At 69.5% G+C, this 19272-nt stretch carries 19 protein-coding genes; 8 read left to right on the top strand and 11 right to left on the bottom strand.

Annotation, left to right across the window (positions count from 1 at the left end; translation table 11 throughout):
* Positions 1-23: 23 nt before the first annotated feature.
* From G3I77_RS02975 to G3I77_RS02950, 6 genes are all read right to left on the bottom strand, one after another.
* Positions 24-758 carry a Tellurium resistance gene (locus G3I77_RS02975; protein ID WP_248500866.1) on the bottom strand — a complete coding sequence of 245 codons (735 nt, stop codon included), beginning with the start codon at positions 756-758 and terminating at the stop codon, positions 24-26.
* Between the two features lie 131 nt (positions 759-889).
* Positions 890-2035 (bottom strand): DUF475 domain-containing protein, encoded by a 1146-nt coding sequence (locus G3I77_RS02970; protein WP_248500865.1) that lies wholly within the window; start codon positions 2033-2035, stop codon positions 890-892.
* Between the two features lie 125 nt (positions 2036-2160).
* Positions 2161-2736, bottom strand: coding sequence for a TerD family protein (locus G3I77_RS02965; protein ID WP_248500864.1), 576 nt, complete (start codon positions 2734-2736; stop codon positions 2161-2163).
* 135 nt (positions 2737-2871) lie between these two features.
* The gene (locus G3I77_RS02960; RefSeq protein WP_248500862.1) at positions 2872-3447 is read right to left on the bottom strand and encodes a TerD family protein; all 576 of its coding nucleotides are present in this window, start codon (positions 3445-3447) and stop codon (positions 2872-2874) included.
* 147 nt (positions 3448-3594) lie between these two features.
* Positions 3595-4053 carry a peroxiredoxin gene (locus G3I77_RS02955; RefSeq protein ID WP_248500860.1) on the bottom strand — a complete coding sequence of 153 codons (459 nt, stop codon included), beginning with the start codon at positions 4051-4053 and terminating at the stop codon, positions 3595-3597.
* 110 nt (positions 4054-4163) lie between these two features.
* The gene (locus G3I77_RS02950) at positions 4164-4601 is read right to left on the bottom strand and encodes a DUF3052 domain-containing protein (RefSeq protein ID WP_248500858.1); all 438 of its coding nucleotides are present in this window, start codon (positions 4599-4601) and stop codon (positions 4164-4166) included.
* 417 nt (positions 4602-5018) lie between these two features.
* On the opposite strand from G3I77_RS02950, the gene aceE reads away from it, so the two are divergent.
* Both aceE and G3I77_RS02940 read left to right on the top strand, forming a co-directional pair.
* Positions 5019-7766 (top strand): pyruvate dehydrogenase (acetyl-transferring), homodimeric type, encoded by a 2748-nt coding sequence (gene aceE, locus G3I77_RS02945; RefSeq protein WP_248500856.1) that lies wholly within the window; start codon positions 5019-5021, stop codon positions 7764-7766.
* A gap of 90 nt (positions 7767-7856) precedes the next feature.
* Positions 7857-8591, top strand: a complete 735-nt coding sequence (locus G3I77_RS02940; RefSeq protein ID WP_248501450.1) for a potassium channel family protein — start codon at positions 7857-7859, stop codon at positions 8589-8591.
* A 69-nt stretch (positions 8592-8660) separates the two neighbouring features.
* Here G3I77_RS02940 and G3I77_RS02935 read toward each other — a convergent pair whose 3' ends face one another.
* Together G3I77_RS02935 and G3I77_RS02930 are read right to left on the bottom strand one after the other, a co-directional pair.
* On the bottom strand, positions 8661-8969 hold the full coding sequence (locus G3I77_RS02935; RefSeq protein ID WP_248500854.1) for a small hydrophobic protein: 309 nt from the start codon (positions 8967-8969) through the stop codon (positions 8661-8663).
* Positions 8970-9204: 235 nt separating this feature from the next.
* Positions 9205-10824 (bottom strand): MFS transporter, encoded by a 1620-nt coding sequence (locus G3I77_RS02930; RefSeq protein WP_248500853.1) that lies wholly within the window; start codon positions 10822-10824, stop codon positions 9205-9207.
* A gap of 115 nt (positions 10825-10939) precedes the next feature.
* Between G3I77_RS02930 and G3I77_RS02925 the strand changes: the two genes are divergently transcribed.
* The 3 genes from G3I77_RS02925 (at position 10940) to G3I77_RS02915 (ending at position 13772) form a co-directional block, all read left to right on the top strand.
* On the top strand, positions 10940-11572 hold the full coding sequence (locus G3I77_RS02925) for a TetR family transcriptional regulator (RefSeq protein WP_248500851.1): 633 nt from the start codon (positions 10940-10942) through the stop codon (positions 11570-11572).
* A gap of 73 nt (positions 11573-11645) precedes the next feature.
* The gene (locus tag G3I77_RS02920) at positions 11646-12854 is read left to right on the top strand and encodes an alpha/beta hydrolase (protein ID WP_248500850.1); all 1209 of its coding nucleotides are present in this window, start codon (positions 11646-11648) and stop codon (positions 12852-12854) included.
* A gap of 66 nt (positions 12855-12920) precedes the next feature.
* Positions 12921-13772, top strand: a complete 852-nt coding sequence (locus G3I77_RS02915) for a DUF4429 domain-containing protein (RefSeq protein ID WP_248501449.1) — start codon at positions 12921-12923, stop codon at positions 13770-13772.
* A gap of 84 nt (positions 13773-13856) precedes the next feature.
* Here G3I77_RS02915 and G3I77_RS02910 read toward each other — a convergent pair whose 3' ends face one another.
* Together G3I77_RS02910 and G3I77_RS02905 are read right to left on the bottom strand one after the other, a co-directional pair.
* Positions 13857-14873, bottom strand: coding sequence for an aldo/keto reductase (locus G3I77_RS02910; RefSeq protein WP_248500848.1), 1017 nt, complete (start codon positions 14871-14873; stop codon positions 13857-13859).
* The gene (locus G3I77_RS02905) at positions 14870-15334 is read right to left on the bottom strand and encodes a MerR family transcriptional regulator (RefSeq protein ID WP_248500847.1); all 465 of its coding nucleotides are present in this window, start codon (positions 15332-15334) and stop codon (positions 14870-14872) included. The genes G3I77_RS02910 and G3I77_RS02905 overlap by 4 nt, the downstream gene beginning before the upstream one ends.
* Before the next feature lie 157 nt (positions 15335-15491).
* On the opposite strand from G3I77_RS02905, the gene G3I77_RS02900 reads away from it, so the two are divergent.
* On the top strand, positions 15492-16307 hold the full coding sequence (locus G3I77_RS02900) for a serine hydrolase (RefSeq protein WP_248500845.1): 816 nt from the start codon (positions 15492-15494) through the stop codon (positions 16305-16307).
* Between the two features lie 9 nt (positions 16308-16316).
* Here the strand turns inward: G3I77_RS02900 and G3I77_RS02895 are convergent, their stop codons facing one another.
* The gene (locus tag G3I77_RS02895; protein WP_248500844.1) at positions 16317-16967 is read right to left on the bottom strand and encodes a pirin family protein; all 651 of its coding nucleotides are present in this window, start codon (positions 16965-16967) and stop codon (positions 16317-16319) included.
* 62 nt (positions 16968-17029) lie between these two features.
* Here G3I77_RS02895 and fasR point away from each other — a divergent pair, with 62 nt between their 5' ends.
* Both fasR and G3I77_RS02885 read left to right on the top strand, forming a co-directional pair.
* Positions 17030-18235, top strand: coding sequence for a fatty acid biosynthesis transcriptional regulator FasR (fasR, locus tag G3I77_RS02890; RefSeq protein ID WP_030836904.1), 1206 nt, complete (start codon positions 17030-17032; stop codon positions 18233-18235).
* Between the two features lie 89 nt (positions 18236-18324).
* Positions 18325-19257: an ACP S-malonyltransferase gene (locus tag G3I77_RS02885; RefSeq protein ID WP_248500842.1), complete on the top strand. Its 933-nt coding sequence runs from the start codon at positions 18325-18327 to the stop codon at positions 19255-19257.
* Positions 19258-19272: the final 15 nt, after the last annotated feature.

Raw genomic sequence — 19272 nt, 5'->3', positions numbered from 1 at the left:
TGGGGCTCACCAGGGCTCCGCGGTCAGCGGTCGACCTTGGACTTGTAGCCCCGCCCCCACTGCAGTCCCCACCCGTACAACCGGTCGAGCTCGGCCTGGAAGCCGTAGACGAACTTCGCCTCGCGGCGGACGATGATCTCGTTCTTCACCTTCTCGATCATGACGATGGCGCAGGAGCGGGCCTGCGGCTGGCGTTCGTCGAGGTGGATCTCGACGCGGGGGCCGTTGCTCGGGTAGAGGGTGACGATGGCTTGGGCGCGGTCGAAGGCGGGCGTCTGGTCGTAGATGTAGACGAAGACCAGGAGCCGCTTGATGTCGTCGCGGTGGTCGAGGTTGATGTACATCGTCTCGCCGGACGCGGAGCCGAACCGGTCGTCGCCGCTGAGCTTGACGTACGGCGGGGCGTTGACGTCGCCGAAGTAGCCGCCGAGGGGCTGGACGACGCCCTTGCTGCCGTCCTGGAGTTCGTAGAGACAGCCGAGGTCGAGGTCCACGTTGACCATGCTCTGGCTGTGGCCGACGACCTCGGGGGGCTTGAGGGCCCGGAAGGGGTGGCGCAGCAGGCTCTCGCGCTGGGAGCCGCCGATGTCGGACGTGCGCATCCGCCAGCTGAGGTTGACGCGCAGATGGCCGGTGGCCGCGCCCTGCTTGGTGAGCGATATCTGCGTCCGTCGCTTGGTCAGTTCGATCGCGTTGGTCGACGCGTCGCCCGAGTCGAACTGCACCTCGCCGCGCCGGAGTCCGTCGAACAGGCCCATTCCGCCCCCCACGTTCACTTGGAGACCGCGGGTCATCGCCGTACCCACGGCCCTTGACGACCGAACGGGGCGGCCTGCCGAGGAGTCCTCGGTGGCCGCCCCGCTCAGAGCGTTCCTCACCCGGAGGGGTGTCACACCCCGGACGAGACCTCAGTCTTCTCGTCCGAGCCGGCTTTTCCCTCGGCCGCCGCCAGTGCCTTGTTGCGGCGGACGGAGGACCAGAAGGAGGCACCGATGAGGACGACGCCGATGAGGCCGGTGACGATCTCGTTGATCTGGTACTGGATGGTGACCAGCAGGATCATGGCGAGCGCGCCGATGGCGTAGTGCGCGCCGTGCTCCAGGTAGACGTAGTCGTCGAGGGTGCCCTGGCGGACCAGGTAGACCGTCAGCGACCGGACGTACATGGCGCCGATGCCGAGGCCGAGAGCCATCAGGACGATGTCGTTGGTGATGGCGAAGGCGCCGATCACGCCGTCGAAGGAGAACGACGCGTCCAGGACCTCGAGGTAGAGGAACATGAAGAACGCGGCCTTGCCGGCCAGCTGCACCGCCGAGCGGGGCTTGCCGCTGCGCTCGGCTGCTTCCTCCGCCTCGTGCTCGCGCTCCTCCTCCTCTTCGAGCTTGTCCTCGAAGTAGCCGGAGAGCCCGCCGACGATCATGTAGGTGATCAGGCCGCCGATACCGGCGAGCAGGACCGTCTCCGCCTTGTCGACGTGGGTGCCGCCGTGCTGGTGGGCGTGGGTGGCGAAGGTCATCGCCGAGATCAGCAGGACGATCAGCGCGATGCAGACCGACAGCATGTCGACCTTGCCGAGCTTGGACAGCGGGCGCTCCAGCCAGCCGAGCCACTTGATGTCCCGGTCCTCGAAGACGAAGTCCAGGAAGATCATCAGCAAGAACATGCCACCGAAGGCGGCGATCGACGGGTGGGCGTCGGTCACCAGCTGCTGGTACTGGTCCTTGTCGTTCAGGGCGAGGTTGACGGCCTCGATCGGGCCCAGCTGGGCGCTGACCGCGACGATCACGACGGGGAAGACCAGCCGCATGCCGAAGACGGCGATCAGAATGCCGATCGTGAGGAAGATCTTCTGCCAGAAGGCATTCATCTTCTTCAGGATCCCGGCGTTGACCACCGCGTTGTCGAAGGACAGCGAGATCTCCAGGACGGACAGGATCGCGACGACGCCGAGCGCGGTCCACCCGCCGAACAGGAGCGCCGCGACCAGGCCGAGCGCGGTGACCGCGAACGACCACCCGAAGGTTTTCAAAACCACTGGCTACCCAATCGTGTGTGTACGGGGCTCCCCCGCGCCGTACCCGGCTTTACGAACTTTTGAAGCCGAAGTCTAGTCGTCCGCCCTCCGCGCCCCACTGGGCCCCGGATTTTGCTCATAACGCGTTATGAGACGTTGACCCCGAAGTCCAGCGCGATGCCCCGCAGCCCCGACGCGTACCCCTGTCCCACGGCCCTGAACTTCCATTCGCCCTGGTAGCGGTAGAGCTCGCCGAAGATCATCGCGGTCTCCGTGGAGGCGTCCTCGCTCAGGTCGTAGCGGGCGAGCTCCTGGCCGTCGGCCTGGTTGACCACACGGATGAAGGCGTTGCTGACCTGGCCGAAGGTCTGGCCGCGCTCGTCGGCCATGTGGATGGAGACGGGGAACACGATCTTGTCGCACTGCTGCGGGACCGTGGGGAGGTCGATCAGGAGCGACTCGTCGTCGCCGTCGCCCTCGCCGGTGAGGTTGTCGCCGGTGTGCTCGACCGAGCCGTCCGGGCTCTTGAGCTGGTTGTAGAAGACGAAGTACTCGTCCCCGAGCACGCGCCCGCTGCTGCACATCAGGGCGCTGGCGTCGAGGTCGAAGGGCGCTCCGGTGGTGGAGCGCGCGTCCCAGCCGAGCCCGACCAGCACCTGAGTGAGGTTGGGTGCGGCCTTGGACAGGGAGACGTTGCCCCCTTTGGCGAGCGTGACGCCCATGTTGCTGTCCCTCCCCTTGGGGCCACAGGCCCGGTGGTGTTTCTGAGGTGGTCCTGCACGTCCGGCGCCGCACGTAAACCGTGCGGCGCCGGACAAGTGACGCTTCGGACCCTTTCGTCAGGGCCTTCAGGTGGTTCAGACGTTCACGCCGAAGTCCTGCGCGATGCCGCGCAGGCCCGAGGCGTAGCCCTGGCCGATGGCGCGGAACTTCCACTCCGCGCCGTGCCGGTAGAGCTCACCGAAGACCATGGCGGTCTCGGTGGAGGCGTCCTCGCTCAGGTCGTACCGGGCGATCTCGGCGCCGCCCGCCTGGTTCACGACGCGGATGAACGCGTTGCGCACCTGGCCGAAGGACTGCTGGCGGGTCTCGGCGTCGTAGATCGAGACCGGGAAGACGATCTTTTCCACGTCGGCCGGGACGGTGGCGAGGTTGACCTTGATCTGCTCGTCGTCGCCCTCGCCCTCACCGGTGAGGTTGTCACCGGTGTGCTCGACCGAGCCGTCCGGGGTCTTGAGGTTGTTGAAGAAGATGAAGTGCTGGTCGTTGCCGACCTTGCCGGAGTTGTTCAGCAGCAGCGCGCTGGCATCCAGGTCGAAGTCCGTGCCGGTCGTGGTGCGGACGTCCCACCCCAGACCGATGATGACCGCGGTCAGGCCCGGCGCCTCCTTGCTCAGCGATACGTTGCCGCCCTTGCTGAGGCTGACTCCCACGAGTCCTCCATTGGTGTCCAGGGGCGGGATGCCCCGTTGTGCTCGGATGTCGGATCAACGATTCGATCCTAGTGACGGGTTCCCGCCCCTCGCAGGCCCTGAAGCCGACAATTCAGCGGGTGTCGAGCGCATGCCGCCCGACCGGCGTCACAGGGAGTCGAGCGCCTTCACGTAGTCGTTCAGGTCGCGCGCGTCCGGCAGACCGTTGACGACGGTCCACCGCACGACGCCCTCCTTGTCGATGACGAAGGTGCCGCGCACGGCGCAGCCCTTGTCCTCGTCGAAGACGCCGTAGGCCCGCGAGACGTTGCCGTGCGGCCAGAAGTCCGACAGCAGCGGGTACTCCAGGTTCTCCTGCTCGGCGAAGACGCGCAGGGTGTGGATGGAGTCGTTGGAGACGGCGAGCAGCTGGGTGTCGCGGTCCGAGAACTGCGGCAGGTGGTCGCGCAGCTCGCACAGCTCACCGGTGCACACGCCGGTGAAGGCGAAGGGGTAGAAGAGCAGCACCACGTTCTTCCGGCCCCGGAAGTCGGACAGCCGCACGGCCCTGCCGTGGTTGTCCTTGAGCTCGAAGTCGGGGGCCTTCTCGCCGACCTGGATCGCCATCGCTGTGGGTGTCCCTTCGTGGGGCTTTTCGGGTGGGACCACCCTACGCAGGCACCGGCACAGGCCGGTGGGCGGGCCGACGGCTTGCGCCGGCCCGCCCCGCCGTACGACTAACGCTTGGACTTGGCGGCCTTGGGCGTGGCCAGCCGGCTGCCGCTCCAGTCCTTTCCGACGCTGACGCTCTTGGACGCCGTCAGACCCGCCGTGGTGGCGGCCTCCGAGATCTCGCTCGGCTCCACGTACCCCGAACGGCCGGTCTTCGGCGTCAGGAGCAGGATCGCGCCGCCCTCTTCGATGTACGTGGTGGCATCCACCAGCGCATCCGTCAGGTCGCCGTCGTCGTCACGGAACCACAGCACAACGGCATCGGCCACGTCGTCGTAGTCCTCGTCCACCAGGTCGGCCTCGATGATGCCCTCGATGGCCTTGCGGAGCTCCTGGTCCACGTCGTCGTCGTAGCCGATCTCCTGGACCACCTGCCCGGGCTGGAACCCCAGCCTGGCGGCAGGGTTCGTCCGCTCCTCCGCGTGGTCCGCGGTCGCGCTCACGGGTTGCCTCCTGATCATGTTTTGGGAATAACTCAGCCACGCGCGTGCGCGAAGCATTGGCCGTAGTCCACACGGGCGGGACCGATCGCGCAAGTACCCGGCCGTTCAGACCGCCGAAACGGTGACGATCCTGGCGCTGCCACCGCAACTCCAGGCACACCATCATGGTCCGTGGTGACGTACACCACACCTTTCTGCCCTGTTTGGGCGTTTGGGAATCGTCTGTGGGTACGAGACTCGAAGGTATTCGCCCCATACGTCGCGGAGTCGATCTCACGTCTGGGTTACCGCCGGGTAGAGATGACGATTCCCGGCCCCGAGGTGGACCATGGGAGCGGCGCGCCCCCCAGCGACGACGCCCCGGCGACGAAAGCGAAACAGCGGCCCTCGCAGGCCCTCTGACAGGTAAGGAACAGCGTGGCTTCCGCATCCGATCGCAACCCGATCATCATTGGCGGCCTTCCGAGTCAGGTTCCTGACTTCGATCCCGAAGAGACTCAGGAGTGGCTCGACTCCCTCGACGCCGCAGTCGACGAGCGCGGCCGGGAGCGGGCGCGCTACCTGATGCTGCGGCTGATCGAGCGGGCCCGCGAGAAGCGCGTGGCCGTGCCGGAGATGCGCAGCACGGACTACGTCAACACCATTCCCACCAAGAGCGAGCCGTTCTTCCCGGGCAACGAGGACATCGAGCGCAAGGTCCTCAACGCCACCCGCTGGAACGCGGCCGTGATGGTCTCCCGGGCCCAGCGCCCCGGCATCGGCGTCGGCGGCCACATCGCCACGTTCGCGTCCTCCGCCTCCCTGTACGACGTCGGCTTCAACCACTTCTTCCGCGGCAAGGACGAGGGCGACGGCGGCGACCAGGTCTTCTTCCAGGGCCATGCCTCGCCGGGCATCTACGCCCGCGCCTTCCTGCTGGACCGGCTCAGCGAGCAGCACCTGGACGGGTTCCGCCAGGAGAAGTCGAAGGCACCGTACGGCCTGTCGTCGTACCCGCACCCGCGGCTGATGCCGGACTTCTGGGAGTTCCCGACGGTGTCGATGGGCCTCGGCCCGATCGGCGCGATCTACCAGGCGCGCATGAACCGCTACATGCACGCGCGCGGGATCGCCGACACCTCGAAGTCGCAGGTGTGGGCGTTCCTCGGCGACGGCGAGATGGACGAGCCGGAGTCGCTGGGCCAGCTGTCCATCGCCGCCCGCGAGGGCCTGGACAACCTCACGTTCGTCGTCAACTGCAACCTGCAGCGCCTCGACGGGCCCGTGCGCGGCAACGGCAAGATCATCCAGGAGCTGGAGTCGATCTTCCGCGGCGCCGGCTGGAACGTGATCAAGCTGGTCTGGGACCGCAGCTGGGACCCGCTGCTGGCCCAGGACCGCGACGGTGTGCTGGTCAACAGGATGAACACCACGCCGGACGGACAGTTCCAGACGTACGCCACGGAGACCGGCGCCTACATCCGCGACCACTTCTTCGGCGACGACCACCGGCTGCGGGCGATGGTCGAGGGCATGACCGACGACCAGATCCTGCACCTCGGGCGCGGTGGTCACGACCACAAGAAGATCTTCGCGGCGTACAAGGCGGCCGCGGAGCACAAGGGCCAGCCGACGGTGATCCTGGCCAAGACGATCAAGGGCTGGACGCTGGGCCCGAACTTCGAGGGCCGCAACGCCACGCACCAGATGAAGAAGCTGACGGTCGACGACCTCAAGCGCTTCCGCGACCGTCTGCACCTGCCGATCCCGGACAAGGAGCTGGAGTCCGGCGTGCCGCCGTACTACCACCCGGGCCGGGACTCGGAGGAGATCCAGTACATGCACGACCGCCGCAAGGGTCTCGGCGGTTACGTCCCCACGCGCGTGGTCCGCTCCAAGCCGCTGGCGCTGCCCGAGGAGAAGACGTACGCGACCGTGAAGAAGGGCTCGGGTCAGCAGTCCATCGCGACGACCATGGCCTTCGTCCGACTCCTGAAGGACCTCATGCGGGACAAGGAGATCGGCAAGCGGTTCGTGCTGATCGCGCCGGACGAGTACCGCACGTTCGGCATGGACTCGTTCTTCCCGAGCGCGAAGATCTACAACCCGCTCGGGCAGCAGTACGAGTCGGTCGACCGCGACCTGCTGCTCGCCTACAAGGAGTCGCCGAACGGCCAGATGCTGCACGACGGCATCTCCGAGGCGGGCTGTACGGCGTCGCTGATCGCCGCCGGCTCGGCGTACGCGACCCACGGCGAGCCGCTCATCCCGGTCTACGTCTTCTACTCGATGTTCGGTTTCCAGCGCACCGGCGACCAGTTCTGGCAGATGTCCGACCAGCTGGCGCGCGGTTTCGTCCTGGGGGCGACCGCCGGCCGTACGACCCTGACCGGTGAGGGCCTCCAGCACGCGGACGGCCACTCGCAGCTGCTGGCCTCCACGAACCCGGGCTGCGTCGCGTACGACCCGGCGTTCGGCTTCGAGATCGCGCACATCGTCAAGGACGGCCTGCGCCGGATGTACGGCGGCTCCGAGGAGCACCCGCACGGCGAGGACGTCTTCTACTACCTGACCGTCTACAACGAGCCCATCCAGCACCCGGCCGAGCCTGCGAGCGTGGACGTCGACGGCATCCTCAAGGGCCTCCACCGGTTCAGCGAGGGCACGGGCGGCTCGATTCCGGCCCAGATCATGGCGTCGGGTGTCGCGGTGCCGTGGGCGGTCGAGGCGCAGAAGATCCTGGCCGAGGACTGGAACGTCAAGGCGGACGTCTGGTCGGCGACCTCCTGGAACGAGCTGCGGCGCGAGGCCGTGGACTGTGAGGAGCACAACCTGCTGCACCCCGAGGAGGAGCAGCGGGTGCCGTACGTGACGCGGAAGCTGGCGGACGCGCAGGGGCCGGTGGTGGCCGTGTCCGACTGGATGCGCTCGGTTCCGGACCAGATCGCGCGCTGGGTGCCGCAGACGTACCAGTCGCTCGGCGCCGACGGCTTCGGCTTCGCCGACACACGGGGTGCGGCCCGCCGCTTCTTCCACATCGACGCGCAGTCGATCGTGGTGGGGGTGCTGACCGAGCTGGCCCGTGCGGGCAAGGTGGACCGCTCCGTGCTCAAGCAGGCCATCGACCGGTACCAGCTGCTCGACGTGTCGGCGGCGGACCCGGGGGCCGCGGGCGGCGACGCGTAGGACGCCGGCGTCGCACGCCGTTCCTTGGGGCGGCACCCCGACCGGGTGCCGCCCTCCGCGTTTCCTACCATGCTCCCCATGACGCTCCCGATGACAGAACAGACCGCTCTGGCCCGTTGGGAGCGGCGCACTCAAGGCCCCCTGCTGGCGCTGGCCGTACTCTTCGCGATCGCCTACGCCCTCCCGATCGTGACTCCCGAGGCCCGGGAGGAGCTGCTCACGGCGTGCCACGTCACCAACTGGGCGGTGTGGGCCGCTTTCGCCGTCGACTATCTGGTCCGGCTGCTGCTGGCCGAGGACCGGCTGCGGTTCGTCCGCGGAAATCCGCTGGCTCTGCTGGCCGTGGTGCTGCCGCTGGTACAGCCGCTGCGGCTGCTGAAACTGGTGTCGATGCTGTTCCTGGCCGGGCAGCGGGCACGGATGGCGTCGCAGGTACGGGTCACCACGTATGTCGCCGGGTCGTGTCTGGGACTGCTCGTGTTCGGCGCGCTGGCCGTGCTGGAAGTGGAACGGGACAACCCCGGGGCTTCCATCCAGACGCTCGGGGACGCCGTCTGGTGGGCCTTCACCACGATGACCACCGTGGGGTACGGGGACATGGCACCGACCACGGGGCTCGGGCGGATCCTCGCGGTCGGGCTGATGCTGTCCGGAATCGCGCTGCTCGGTGTGGTGACGGCGAACATCGCGGCCTGGTTCATCGCGCGGTTCGAGAAGGACGACGCCGAGGAGCAGCGGCAGACCGAGGCGATACAGGAGCTGACCGAGGAGGTGCGGGCGCTGCGGGGGGAGTTGGCGGCGCTCAAGGGGGCACCGGTCGAGTAGGAGTGGGCCAGGGCACATGGGTGGGCCCCCGGTCGCATCGCCGGAGGCCCTTCCCTCGTCCCACCCGGGTCAGAACATGCCCATGCCCGGTGTGGCCGCCCCGGACAGCCAGATGATGGCCAGGAGCGTGTCGATGGCGCCCAGGACCAGGGCGATCACGGCCGCGGTGGGGCGCGAGCCCGACCACGCGCGGCCCATGGCGAGCCAGCCGCAGACCATGGCGGCGGGACCGAGAACGATCCCCAGCACGAAGAAGCCTGCAACGGCGCAGATGACTCCGATGAGTCCGAGTGTCGCGCGATCCGTCCCGGTCCGTGACCACGTCCGGCCACGTGAGCGGGGGTGCCTGCGCGTACCGTGTCCGAAGCTCGCCATCATCAACTCCCGTAAACCCTCGATCGGTTGGGGTTCGGTTCGGGTATGACACGGCGAGTACCCCGTCAGCGGGCTTCAATCCCCGCCGCCTGCGCGCCGCCCCCCCTCCGGCAGCGCGCCGCAGCGCCCGTCCTCCATGCCCTGCGGAGGACTTGACCCACTGTGACCTGCGGCGCGTGCCGGAGGGAGAGTTCGGCGGCTCGTTCACACGGATAGGCGAACGAGCCGCCGGGGAGCGTCAGATGTGTGCCGCGCCCGCACCGGCCTCCGCGTTCGCACCGCGCTTGGTGAGGAACGCGACGAACACGGCGACGGCCGCCACGCCCGCAGCGGTCAGGGAGGCCAGGCTCATGCCGTCGATGAACGTGGTGTGCGCGACCTCGGTGATCTTCGCGGCGATCTGCTCGGGGGTGCCCTCCGGCACCGGGGCGCTGCCCTGCTGAACGGCCAGCGCGGCCTGCTCGGACTGGGCCGGGGTGAGCGGCGGCAGCCCCGCGTCCGCCCAGTTGCCGGCGAACTCGTTGTCGACCTTGGAGGCCATCACGGCGCCCAGCACGGCCGTACCGAGACTGCCGCCGATCTGCATGGCGGCCTGCTGGAGACCGCCCGCGACGCCCGAGAGCTCCATCGGGGCGTTGCCGACGATTACTTCGGTGGCGCCCACCATGACCGGCGCGAGGCCGAGGCCCAGCAGGGCGAACCAGACGGACATGACGCCGCTGCCCGTGTGCGCGTCCAGCGTGGACATGCCGTACATGGCGATCGCGGTGAACGCCATGCCGCCGGCCAGCGGGATGCGCGGGCCGAACTTGGTGATCATCACGCCGGCGAGCGGGGAGCCGACGATCATCATGCCGGTGAGCGGCAGCAGGTGCAGACCGGCGTCGATCGGGCTCATGCCGTGCACGTTCTGGAGGTAGAACGTCACGAAGAACAGGCCGCCCATGAAGGCGATGGCCATCAGGACCATGAGCACGACACCCGCCGACAGCGGGACGGAGCGGAACAGCCCCAGCGGGATCAGCGGCTCCTTCACCTTCGTCTCCCAGACGGCGAAGAGCCCGAAGCCGACCACCGAGGCGACGATGAACGCCCAGGTCTGCAGATCGCCCCAGCCCCACTCCGGTGCCTTGATCAGAGCCCAGACGAGGCAGAACATCGCGGCGGACAGCAGGAAGATGCCGAGGAGATCGAAGGAGCGCGGGGCGTTCTCGGCGCGGTGGTCGAGCAGGATCAGCACGCCGAGGACGACGGCGAGGACACCGACCGGCACGTTGATGAAGAACACCGACTGCCAGTTGACGTGCTCGACGAGCACGCCGCCGAGGATCGGGCCGCCCGCGGTGGACGCGCCGATGACCATGCCCCAGATGCCGATGGCCATGTTCAGCTTCTCGGCCGGGAAGGTGGCCCGCAGCAGGCCGAGCGCGGCCGGCATCAGCAGGGCGCCGAAGAGCCCCTGGAAGACGCGGAAGACGATGACCGCCGTGATGCCCTTGGACAGCCCGATGGCGGCCGAGGAGGCGGCGAAGCCCGCCACGCCGATGAGGAAGGTCTGCCGGTGACCGAATCGGTCACCGAGTTTGCCGGCGGTGATCAGGGACACCGCGAGAGCGAGGAAGTAGGCGTTGGTGATCCACTGGAGATCGGACCATGAGGCCCCCAGGTCCTTGCCGATCGCCGGGTTGGCTATGGCCACGATGGTGCCGTCGAGGGCCACCATCATGACCCCCACAGCGACGGTGATGAGGGTGAGCCAGGGGTGCCCTCGCAGCCCCTTGCCCGGCGTCGCGTCCGACGGCGCCGCCGGTGCCTTGCCCCCCGACCCCGTCGTGTCGATGGTGGTCTGACTAGTCATACGCCGAGGCTAATGACAGCCGCTGACAGTTGACAAACCAATTCACTAGTCGGTAACTGACACGACATCCCCGTATAGCCTGAACTGGGAGAACACGTCAGACGAGAGGCATGCCTTGAACCTGCGCGAACGCAAGAAGCGGCGCACCCGGGACGCACTGCTGCGGGCCGCGCTGGAACTGTTCGCCACGCGCGGGTACGAGGAGACGACCGTCGACGACATCGCCGCCGCCGTGGACGTCTCGCAGCGCACCTTCTTCCGCTACTTCGCCGGCAAGGAGGAGACGGCGTTCTTCGTGCCGCGCCTCGCGGAGACGCTCGTCGTGGAGGCCCTGCGCACGCGCCCGCCGGACGAGGTGCCGCTGGAGGCGCTGCGCCGGGCCGTGCTGGAGAGCTGGGACGCCATCAACGAGGCGGTCGAGGAGCTGGTGCCGATCGAGCTCCACATGCGCGTCTACCGGGTGATCGAGTCGACGCCCGCGCTGCTCGCCGCCCATCTGCGGCGGTCGGCGGAGCTGGAGGAGCAGCTCGCGGGGATCATCGCCGAGCGCGAGGGACTCGACGTGGACGCGGACCCCCGGCCGAGGATCGTCGTCGCCCTCTTCGGAGGGGTGATTCGCGTCACCGAACGACTGTGGTCCGCGGGGGACGACCTCAGCATGGAGGGAATGCGCCAACTCACCACCACATACCTGGACGAGGTGGGTCCCGCACTGGCCGGGAACTGGCGTGCGGAGCAGTCCCCTTAGCACATCCACCGAAACGTGATCCCGGTCACTTGGTTAACGCGAGACCCTCTCGTTCTCCTAGTGTGTCCTTTCAGTGACTTCCTTCGGCACCTCCCCGCAACTGAACGTCTGGCGCGCACTGCTCGCTCTGGCCGTCGTGTTCGTGATGCTGGCGACCACCGGCTGGACGGCCCTGCGCAACCAGCGGGGCGCCACACCGCTCCAAGCCTCGCTCTCCGCCTGGGAGCACGGCCGGATCGGCGGGCACCGGTTGCCGGACCCGCAGTCCGAGCCGACGAAGCTGGCCCGCTTCTTCACCTCGCTCACCGAGCAGGACCGTACGACCCTGGTCCGCAAGTACTCGCTCGCCGTGGGCAACATGAACGGCGCGCCGGTCGAGCTGCGCTACCGCGCCAACCACCTCGCGCTCGCCAAGGCGCGCAAGGTCGAGCGCGAACGCATGCACGACCAGCGCCTCACCCCGGCCGGGCAGCACGAGGCGGGCCGCAGGATGCACCGCTTCGAGGACCTCATGGAGAAGGGCCGGCACATCCTGGCCTTCGACCCGGACGGCTCGGGCCGGGTGGCGGAGGTCTTCGGCAACCTGCGCAGGGCGGAGCGGGTCTCGGTCGTCGTCCCCGGTGTCGACACCGACCTGCTCACCTTCCAGCGCACCAAGCGCGAGTACTCCGCGCCCGTCGGGATGGCCAAGTCCCTGTACGCGGCCGAGCGGAAGGTGAGCCCCTCGACCCGTACGGCCGTGATCGCCTGGGCCGACTACACGGCGCCCAGCGGACTCGGCATCGACTCGGCCACGGCGATGCGCGCCAAGGAGGGTGCCGTACGGCTCGACGCGCTGGTGCGGTCGCTGCCGGGCAGCTCGCCGGTCTCGCTGTTCTGCCACAGCTACGGCTCCGTGGTGTGCGGCGTCGCCGCGCGCTCGCTGCCGGGCCGGGTGTCCGACATCGCGGTGGCCGGCAGCCCCGGCATGCGTGTCGAGAAGGCCGCCCAGTTGCACACCACCGCCCGGGTGTGGGCGATGCGGGACTCCGACGACTGGATCCAGGACGTGCCCTACCTGGAGGTCGGCGGACTCGGCCACGGCGCCGATCCGGTCTCCGCAGGGTTCGGGGCGCGGGTGCTGTCGGCGGCGGGTGCGAAGGGTCACGCGGGTTACTTCGAGCCGGGAACGGCAAGTCTGTTCAATTTCGCAGAGATCGGCGTTGGCGCATACCGCTCGGTGCACTGCGCGCACGAAGACGGCGTCTGCCGTACCGGTTTGTCCGGCACGGCGGCGGCCTGACGCGCGTAGAGGCGAAGAAGTTGCGGTCTGCTCGGGAGGGGGACGGAGGAGCGCGTGCCGCATACGATGAGCCGCATGGGTGACGTACTGGCCGGATTTCATGCCGCCTGGGAGTTCGAGTCCGACTCCGTGCTCATCCGCTACGAACGAGGGATTCGAACACCCAAGCTCTTCCAGGCCCTCGGGGAACGTCGTGTGCCCCTGGAGGCGATCGCCGGGGTGACGCTGACCCGCGGGAAACGCGGCACGGTCGTGCTGCGTGTCGAACCGCGGCCCGGGGCGGACCCGTTGATGGAGGCGGCCGCCGGGCAGCTGAAGGAGAGCGGCGACCCCTACCGGCTGGTGCTGCCCGCCGACCGGGAGGTCCTCGCGGAGTACTACGCCGACGAGCTGCGGACCCTGCTGACCGAGTCCGGGCCGGCGGACCGCTTCCTCGTGGACCCGCCCGAGGGGCCGCTGTCGTTCAAGGCGTACGACGGGAAGGCGACCTTCGACGGACGGACCGTGAACTTCCGGTGGTTCTGGACGGGGGCGTCGTCGGCGAAGTGGAAGGCCGGCGACCAGAGCTTCTCCGTCGGGGAGCTGAACGGGGTGGAGTGGCGGTCGCCGGAGGTGTTCGAGGGGCATCTGCGGCTTTTGCAGCGGGATGCGGGAGCGCCCGGGGCGCAGGCCGATCAGGATCCGGCCGCGGTGGTGTTCGGGCTGGGGTACGGGCCGGTGCACGAGTCGCTGCCGTTCGCCGCCGCGGTGTTGGCGGCGGTGCGGACGTCGAGTCCGGTGGCCGCCGTGCCCGCGCCGCGGCGTGATCCCGCGGACATCGCCGAGCGGATTCGTCACCTGGGTGAGCTGCATCAGGCCGGACTGGTGACGGATGAGGAGTTTTCGGTCAAAAAGGCCGAGTTGCTGGCGGAGCTTTAGCGTCTGCGGGGTGCTGCGCGCCGGCGGGTGCGGGCCGGATGTGGCCGGTCGCGCAGTTCCCCGCGCCCCTGAAGGGGCGCTTCGCTACTCCCGGCCCGCTGACGTGAAGGTCATGTCCGCGTAGCGCGTGCCCGCCACCTGGGCCGCTATGCCGTCCAGCAGGTCCAGTTCCTCGTCGGTCAGGACGATCCCGGTCGCCGCCGTGTTCTCCTCCACCCTGCCGGGCTTGCGGGTGCCCGGGATCGGGATGACCGGGAGGTCGTGGACCGTCGCCTGCTGCTGGGCCCAGGCCAGGGCTGTCTGACCGAGCGTCGCGTCGTGCGCCTTGGCCACCGTGCGGATCAGCTCCAGCAGGGTCGCGTTCGCCGTGGCGTTGTCGCCCGTGAAGCGGGGCTGCTGACGGCGGAAGTCACCGGCGCTCAGGTCCTGGTCGGCGTTGGTGAAGGAGCCGGTGAGGAAGCCCCGGCCGAGGGGTGAGTAGGAGACGAGGGCCACACCCAGCTCACGGGCCGCCGGGACGACGTGCGCCTCGATGTCACGGCTGAACAGCGACCACTCCGACTGCACGGCGGCGATGGGGTGGACGGCGTGGGCGGCACGCAGTTCACCGGCCGTGACCTCGCTCAGGCCGAGGTGCTTGACCTTGCCCTCGCGGACCAGGTCGGCCATGGTGCCGACGCTCTCCTCGATCGGCACGTTCACATCGCGCCGGTGCATGTAGTAGAGGTCGATGGCGTCGACGTCCAGGCGCTTCAGGCTCGCCTCGACGGCCTGGCGGATGTAGGGCGGATCGTTGCGGATGACCCGGCGCGTCGGGTCGTCCGGGGGGATCGACAGGGCGAACTTGGTCGCGATGACGACCTCGTCGCGGTGGGCCTTGAAGAAGGGCGACAGGAACCGCTCGTTCTCGCCGGCGCCGTACGCGTCGGCCGTGTCGTAGAAGGTGACGCCCAGTTCGAGCGCCCGCTCCAGCGTGGCCCGGGACGCGTCCGCGTCCGCGGGGCCGTAGCCGAAGCTCATCCCCATGCAGCCGAGGCCCTGGACGCTCACCTCGGGACCGTGGTCGCCGAGCTTCGCCGTCGTGATCTTGCCGTCCGTCATCGGGACCTCTCCGACGCCGGGGCACGCCCGGCGTCCGCGTAGAAACTGATCTTCCGGTCGAGCACGGCGAGCGTGCCCCGGAGTTCGTCGATCCTGGCCAGGACGTCCTCACGGGTCGTCTTCAGCAGCTCGAAGCGCTCGCCGTAGGTGTGGTCGCCCTCGCGCACCAGTTCCGCGTACCGCACCATGTCCGCGACCGGCATGCCCGTCAGGCGGAGCTTGCCGACGAGGTCGAGCCAGTCGAGGTCGCGGTTGGTGTAGCGGCGCTGGCCGGTGTGGGACCGGTCGATGTGCGGCATGAGTCCGATGCGCTCGTACCAGCGCAGGGTGTGGGCCGTCAGGCCGGTCAAGGCGACGACCTCGCTGATCGTGTAGCGGTCCTGGCCGTCCGGGCGCCGGTTCTGCTGCGGCGGGCCGGCGCAGGTGTCGGCCCCGGTCCCCGTGGTCTCCATCACCGTCATGACCCCAACGCTAGAACCTTGGAGCGCACTCCAAGCAAGCGCCGACGGTAAGAAATCGGCAGGACGTTTCGTGTTCGGTGTGGACGTCTCCCTCGGCTTCCGGCCCAAGCCCGACCCTTTGCCGGAGCTCGCGCTCTGAGCGCATAGGCTCGAACGCATGTCGCTGAAGAGCCTCGCGTTGATCGAGAACTGGCCGGTTCCCACCGCTGCGGCGGGCGCCGTACGAGCGGACGGCACCGTCCTCGGCACCCACGGGCCGGCCGGCCGGCGGTTCCCGCTGGCGTCGGTGACCAAGCCGCTGGCCGCCTACGCGGTGCTCGTGGCGTACGAGGAGGGGGCCGTCGAGTTCGACGAGCCCGCGGGTCCCTCCGGGTCGACGGTCCGGCACCTGCTCGCGCACACCTCGGGCCTCGCCTTCGACGAGCACAAGGTCACGGCCCCGCCCGGGGAGCGGCGGCTGTACTCCAACGCCGGTTTCGAGCAGTTGGGCGACCATGTCGCGAAGGCCACCGACATCCCGTTCGGGGAGTACCTGCGCCAGGCCGTGCTGGAGCCGCTGGGCATGACCTCGACGACCCTGGAGGGCTCCCCGGCCAAGGACGGGGTGTCGACGGTCGAGGACCTGCTGCGGTTCGCGGCCGAGGTGCAGGCGCCGCGGCTGCTGGATCCGCGTACGGTCGCCGGGGCGATGACCGTGCACTACCCGGGCACCAAGGGCGTCCTACCGGGGTACGGCCACCAGAACCCCAACGACTGGGGGCTGGGCTTCGAGATCCGCGACTCCAAGTCGCCGCACTGGACGGGCTCCTCGTCCTCGCCGCGCACGTTCGGGCATTTCGGGCAGTCGGGTACGTTCCTGTGGATCGACCCGGACGCGGGCGCGGCCTGCGTGGCGCTGACGGACCGGGCGTTCGGGTCCTGGGCGATCGAGGCGTGGCCGGCGTTCACGGACGCGGTGCTCGCGGAGCTCTAGCGAAGCCCCCTAGGCCATCTCCCAGATCAGCAGCTCCGCCTCGGTCACGCCCTCGGCCTCCAGGCCTTTGGCGTCCGTGATCCGGGCCGCGTCACCGGCGCCCAGTTCCTCGCCGTCCAGGCGGACGTCGCCGCGCACGACGTGCACGTACGCGTACGCCCCGTCCGGCACCGCCGTCCGCTCCCCGGGCCCGAGGCGCCGCACGTGCAGCATCGCGCCCGCCTCCGGGAGGGCGTAGGGCGTCGAGTCGGCGATGCCGTGGACGACCTCGTAGAACGGGTCACCGCCGGGTCGGAGCGGGGCCAGCCACATCTGGATGAAGGTCAGGGACTCCGGGCCGTCGTTGCGCTCCACGTGCCGCACCCCGCCCGCCGAGCTGAGCCGCTGCACGTCGCCGTGGCGCACCACCGACTCCTGCCCGGTGGAGTCCCGGTGGGTCAGCTCGCCCGCCACCACCCACGTCACGATCTCGGTGTGGCTGTGCGGATGCTCGTCGAAGCCGGCACCGGGCGCCAGCCGCTCCTCGTTGCACGCGAGCACCGCACCGAAACGGAGGTTGCCCGGGTCGTAGTGGGAGCCGAAGGAGAAGGCGTGCCACGACTCGATCCCGGCCGCCGGGTCGCCGCCCTGGTAGCGCTCACCGGCGCGCCGAATGTCCATCACGGAGTCCACCGTAGACCCGGCGGCCCACCCTCCCGTCCGGATAAGGCAGTCTTGTCCCCGTGCCCGAACCCGAAACCAGCAAGAACGAAGCCGCAGCCCACGACGTCCATCCGCATGCCGCGACGCTGAAGCGGCTGGAGAAGTCGTCCGGATCGCTCGCCGCGCAGGCCATCGCGCGGATGGACGAGACGCTGCCCTGGTACCGGGCCATGCCCCCGGAGAACCGTTCCTGGATCGGTCTGGTCGCGCAGGCGGGTATCGCCGCGTTCACCGAGTGGTTCCGGCGCCCGGACGCCCCGCAGGCCATCTCCACCGACGTGTTCGGCACCGCGCCGCGCGAGCTGACCCGGGCGATCACGCTGCGCCAGACGGTGGAGATGGTGCGCACCACCATCGAGGTCATGGAGAGCGCGATCGACGAGGTCGCGGCCCCCGGCGACGAGCGGGTGCTGCGCGAGGCGCTGCTCGTCTACGCCCGGGAGATCGCCTTCGCCACGGCCCAGGTGTACGCGCAGGCCGCCGAGGCGCGCGGCGCCTGGGACGCCCGGCTGGAGTCCCTGGTCGTGAACGCCGTGCTCAGCGGCGAGGCCGACGAGGGAGCCGTGTCCCGGGCCGCCGCCCTCGGGTGGAACTCGCCCGAGCACGTGTGCGTGGTGCTCGGCACGGCGCCCGACGGTGACAGCGAACTGACCGTCGAGGCCATACGGCGCGCGGCCCGGCACGCCAAGCTCCAGGTGCTCACCGGGGTGCTCGGCGACCGACTGGTCGTCATCGCGGGCGGCAGCGACAACCCGCTGGCCGTGGCCAAGTCGCTGATCGGCCCGTTCGCGGCCGGGCCGGTCGTGGCGGGCCCGGTGGTGCCGGACCTGCTGGCCGCGACCCGGTCCGCGCAGGCCGCCGCGGCCGGGCTGAAGGCGTGTTCCGCCTGGCAGGACGCCCCGCGCCCGGTCCTGGCGGACGATCTGCTCCCGGAGCGGGCGATGGCCGGGGACCCCTCGGCCCGCGAGCAACTGGTGGAGGAGATCTACAGACCACTGGAGGAGGCCGGGGCCGCGCTCCTGGAGACCCTCAGCGTCTACCTCGAACAGGCGAGCAGCCTCGAGGGCGCCGCCCGGATGCTGTTCGTCCATCCCAACACCGTCCGCTACCGGCTTCGACGTGTGACAGACGTCACCGGTTGGTCACCCTCCGATGTACGCTCTGCGTTCACACTGCGGATAGCGCTGATCCTGGGGCGTCTGGTCGATGGAGATCTCCAGCCCTAAGGTTTTGTCGGGGCTCGACAAAACCCCCTCGTGTTCTTCGTCCTTGTCCCCACGGGCGGCCGTGCCCGTCCCCAAGAGAGAGTGTGAGAGTGCTCGTACTCGTGGCTCCCGGCCAGGGCGCTCAGACGCCCGGCTTCCTGACTGAATGGCTCGACCTCCCCGGTGTTCGCGGTGCCCTTGAGGCCTGGTCCGACGCCGTGGGACTCGACCTGATCCGTTACGGCACCGAGGCCGACGCGGAGGAGATCCGCGACACCGCGGTGGCGCAGCCGCTGCTGGTCGCGGCCGGACTGGCGTCCGCGCGACTGCTCTTCGACGATCCGGCCGACCTGCCCGCGAAGGTCGGCGCGATCGCCGGTCACAGCGTCGGCGAGATCACGGCCGCCTCGCTCGCCGGGGTGCTCCCCCACGAGGAGGCCCTGCGTCTGGTCCGCACCCGCGGGCTCGCCATGGCCGAGGCCGCCGCCGTCACCGAGACCGGTATGGCCGCGCTGCTGGGCGGCGACCCCGCCGTGACGGTTCCGCACCTGGAGAAGCTGGGCCTGACCCCGGCGAACATCAACGGCGCGGGCCAGATCGTCGCGGCCGGCACCAAGGAGCAGCTCGCCGCGCTGGAGGCCGACAAGCCCGAGGGCGTGCGCAAGGTCGTCGCGCTGAAGGTCGCCGGCGCGTTCCACACGCACCACATGGCCCCCGCGGTCGACACGCTGGCGAAGGCCGCCGAGGCCCTGGCGCCCGGCGACCCGAAGCTCACTTACGTCTCCAACGCCGACGGGCAGGCCGTCGCCGGCGGCGCCGAGGTGCTGGACCGTCTCGTCGGCCAGGTCGCCAACCCGGTCCGCTGGGACCTGTGCATGGAGACCTTCAAGGAGCTCGGCGTCACGGCCCTGATCGAGCTGTGCCCCGGCGGCACCCTCACCGGCCTGGCCAAGCGGGCCCTGCCCGGGGTGAAGACGCTGGCCCTGAAGTCCCCCGCCGACCTCGACACGGCTCGCGAGCTCATCGCCGAGCACAGTGCCTGACAAGGAGCCGGAGAG

It is taken from the genome of Streptomyces sp. D2-8, assembly GCF_023184515.1.
GTDB lineage: Bacteria > Actinomycetota > Actinomycetes > Streptomycetales > Streptomycetaceae > Streptomyces.
Note: the sequence above shows the minus strand (reverse complement) of the source record. Positions and strands in the feature narration are given on the sequence as shown.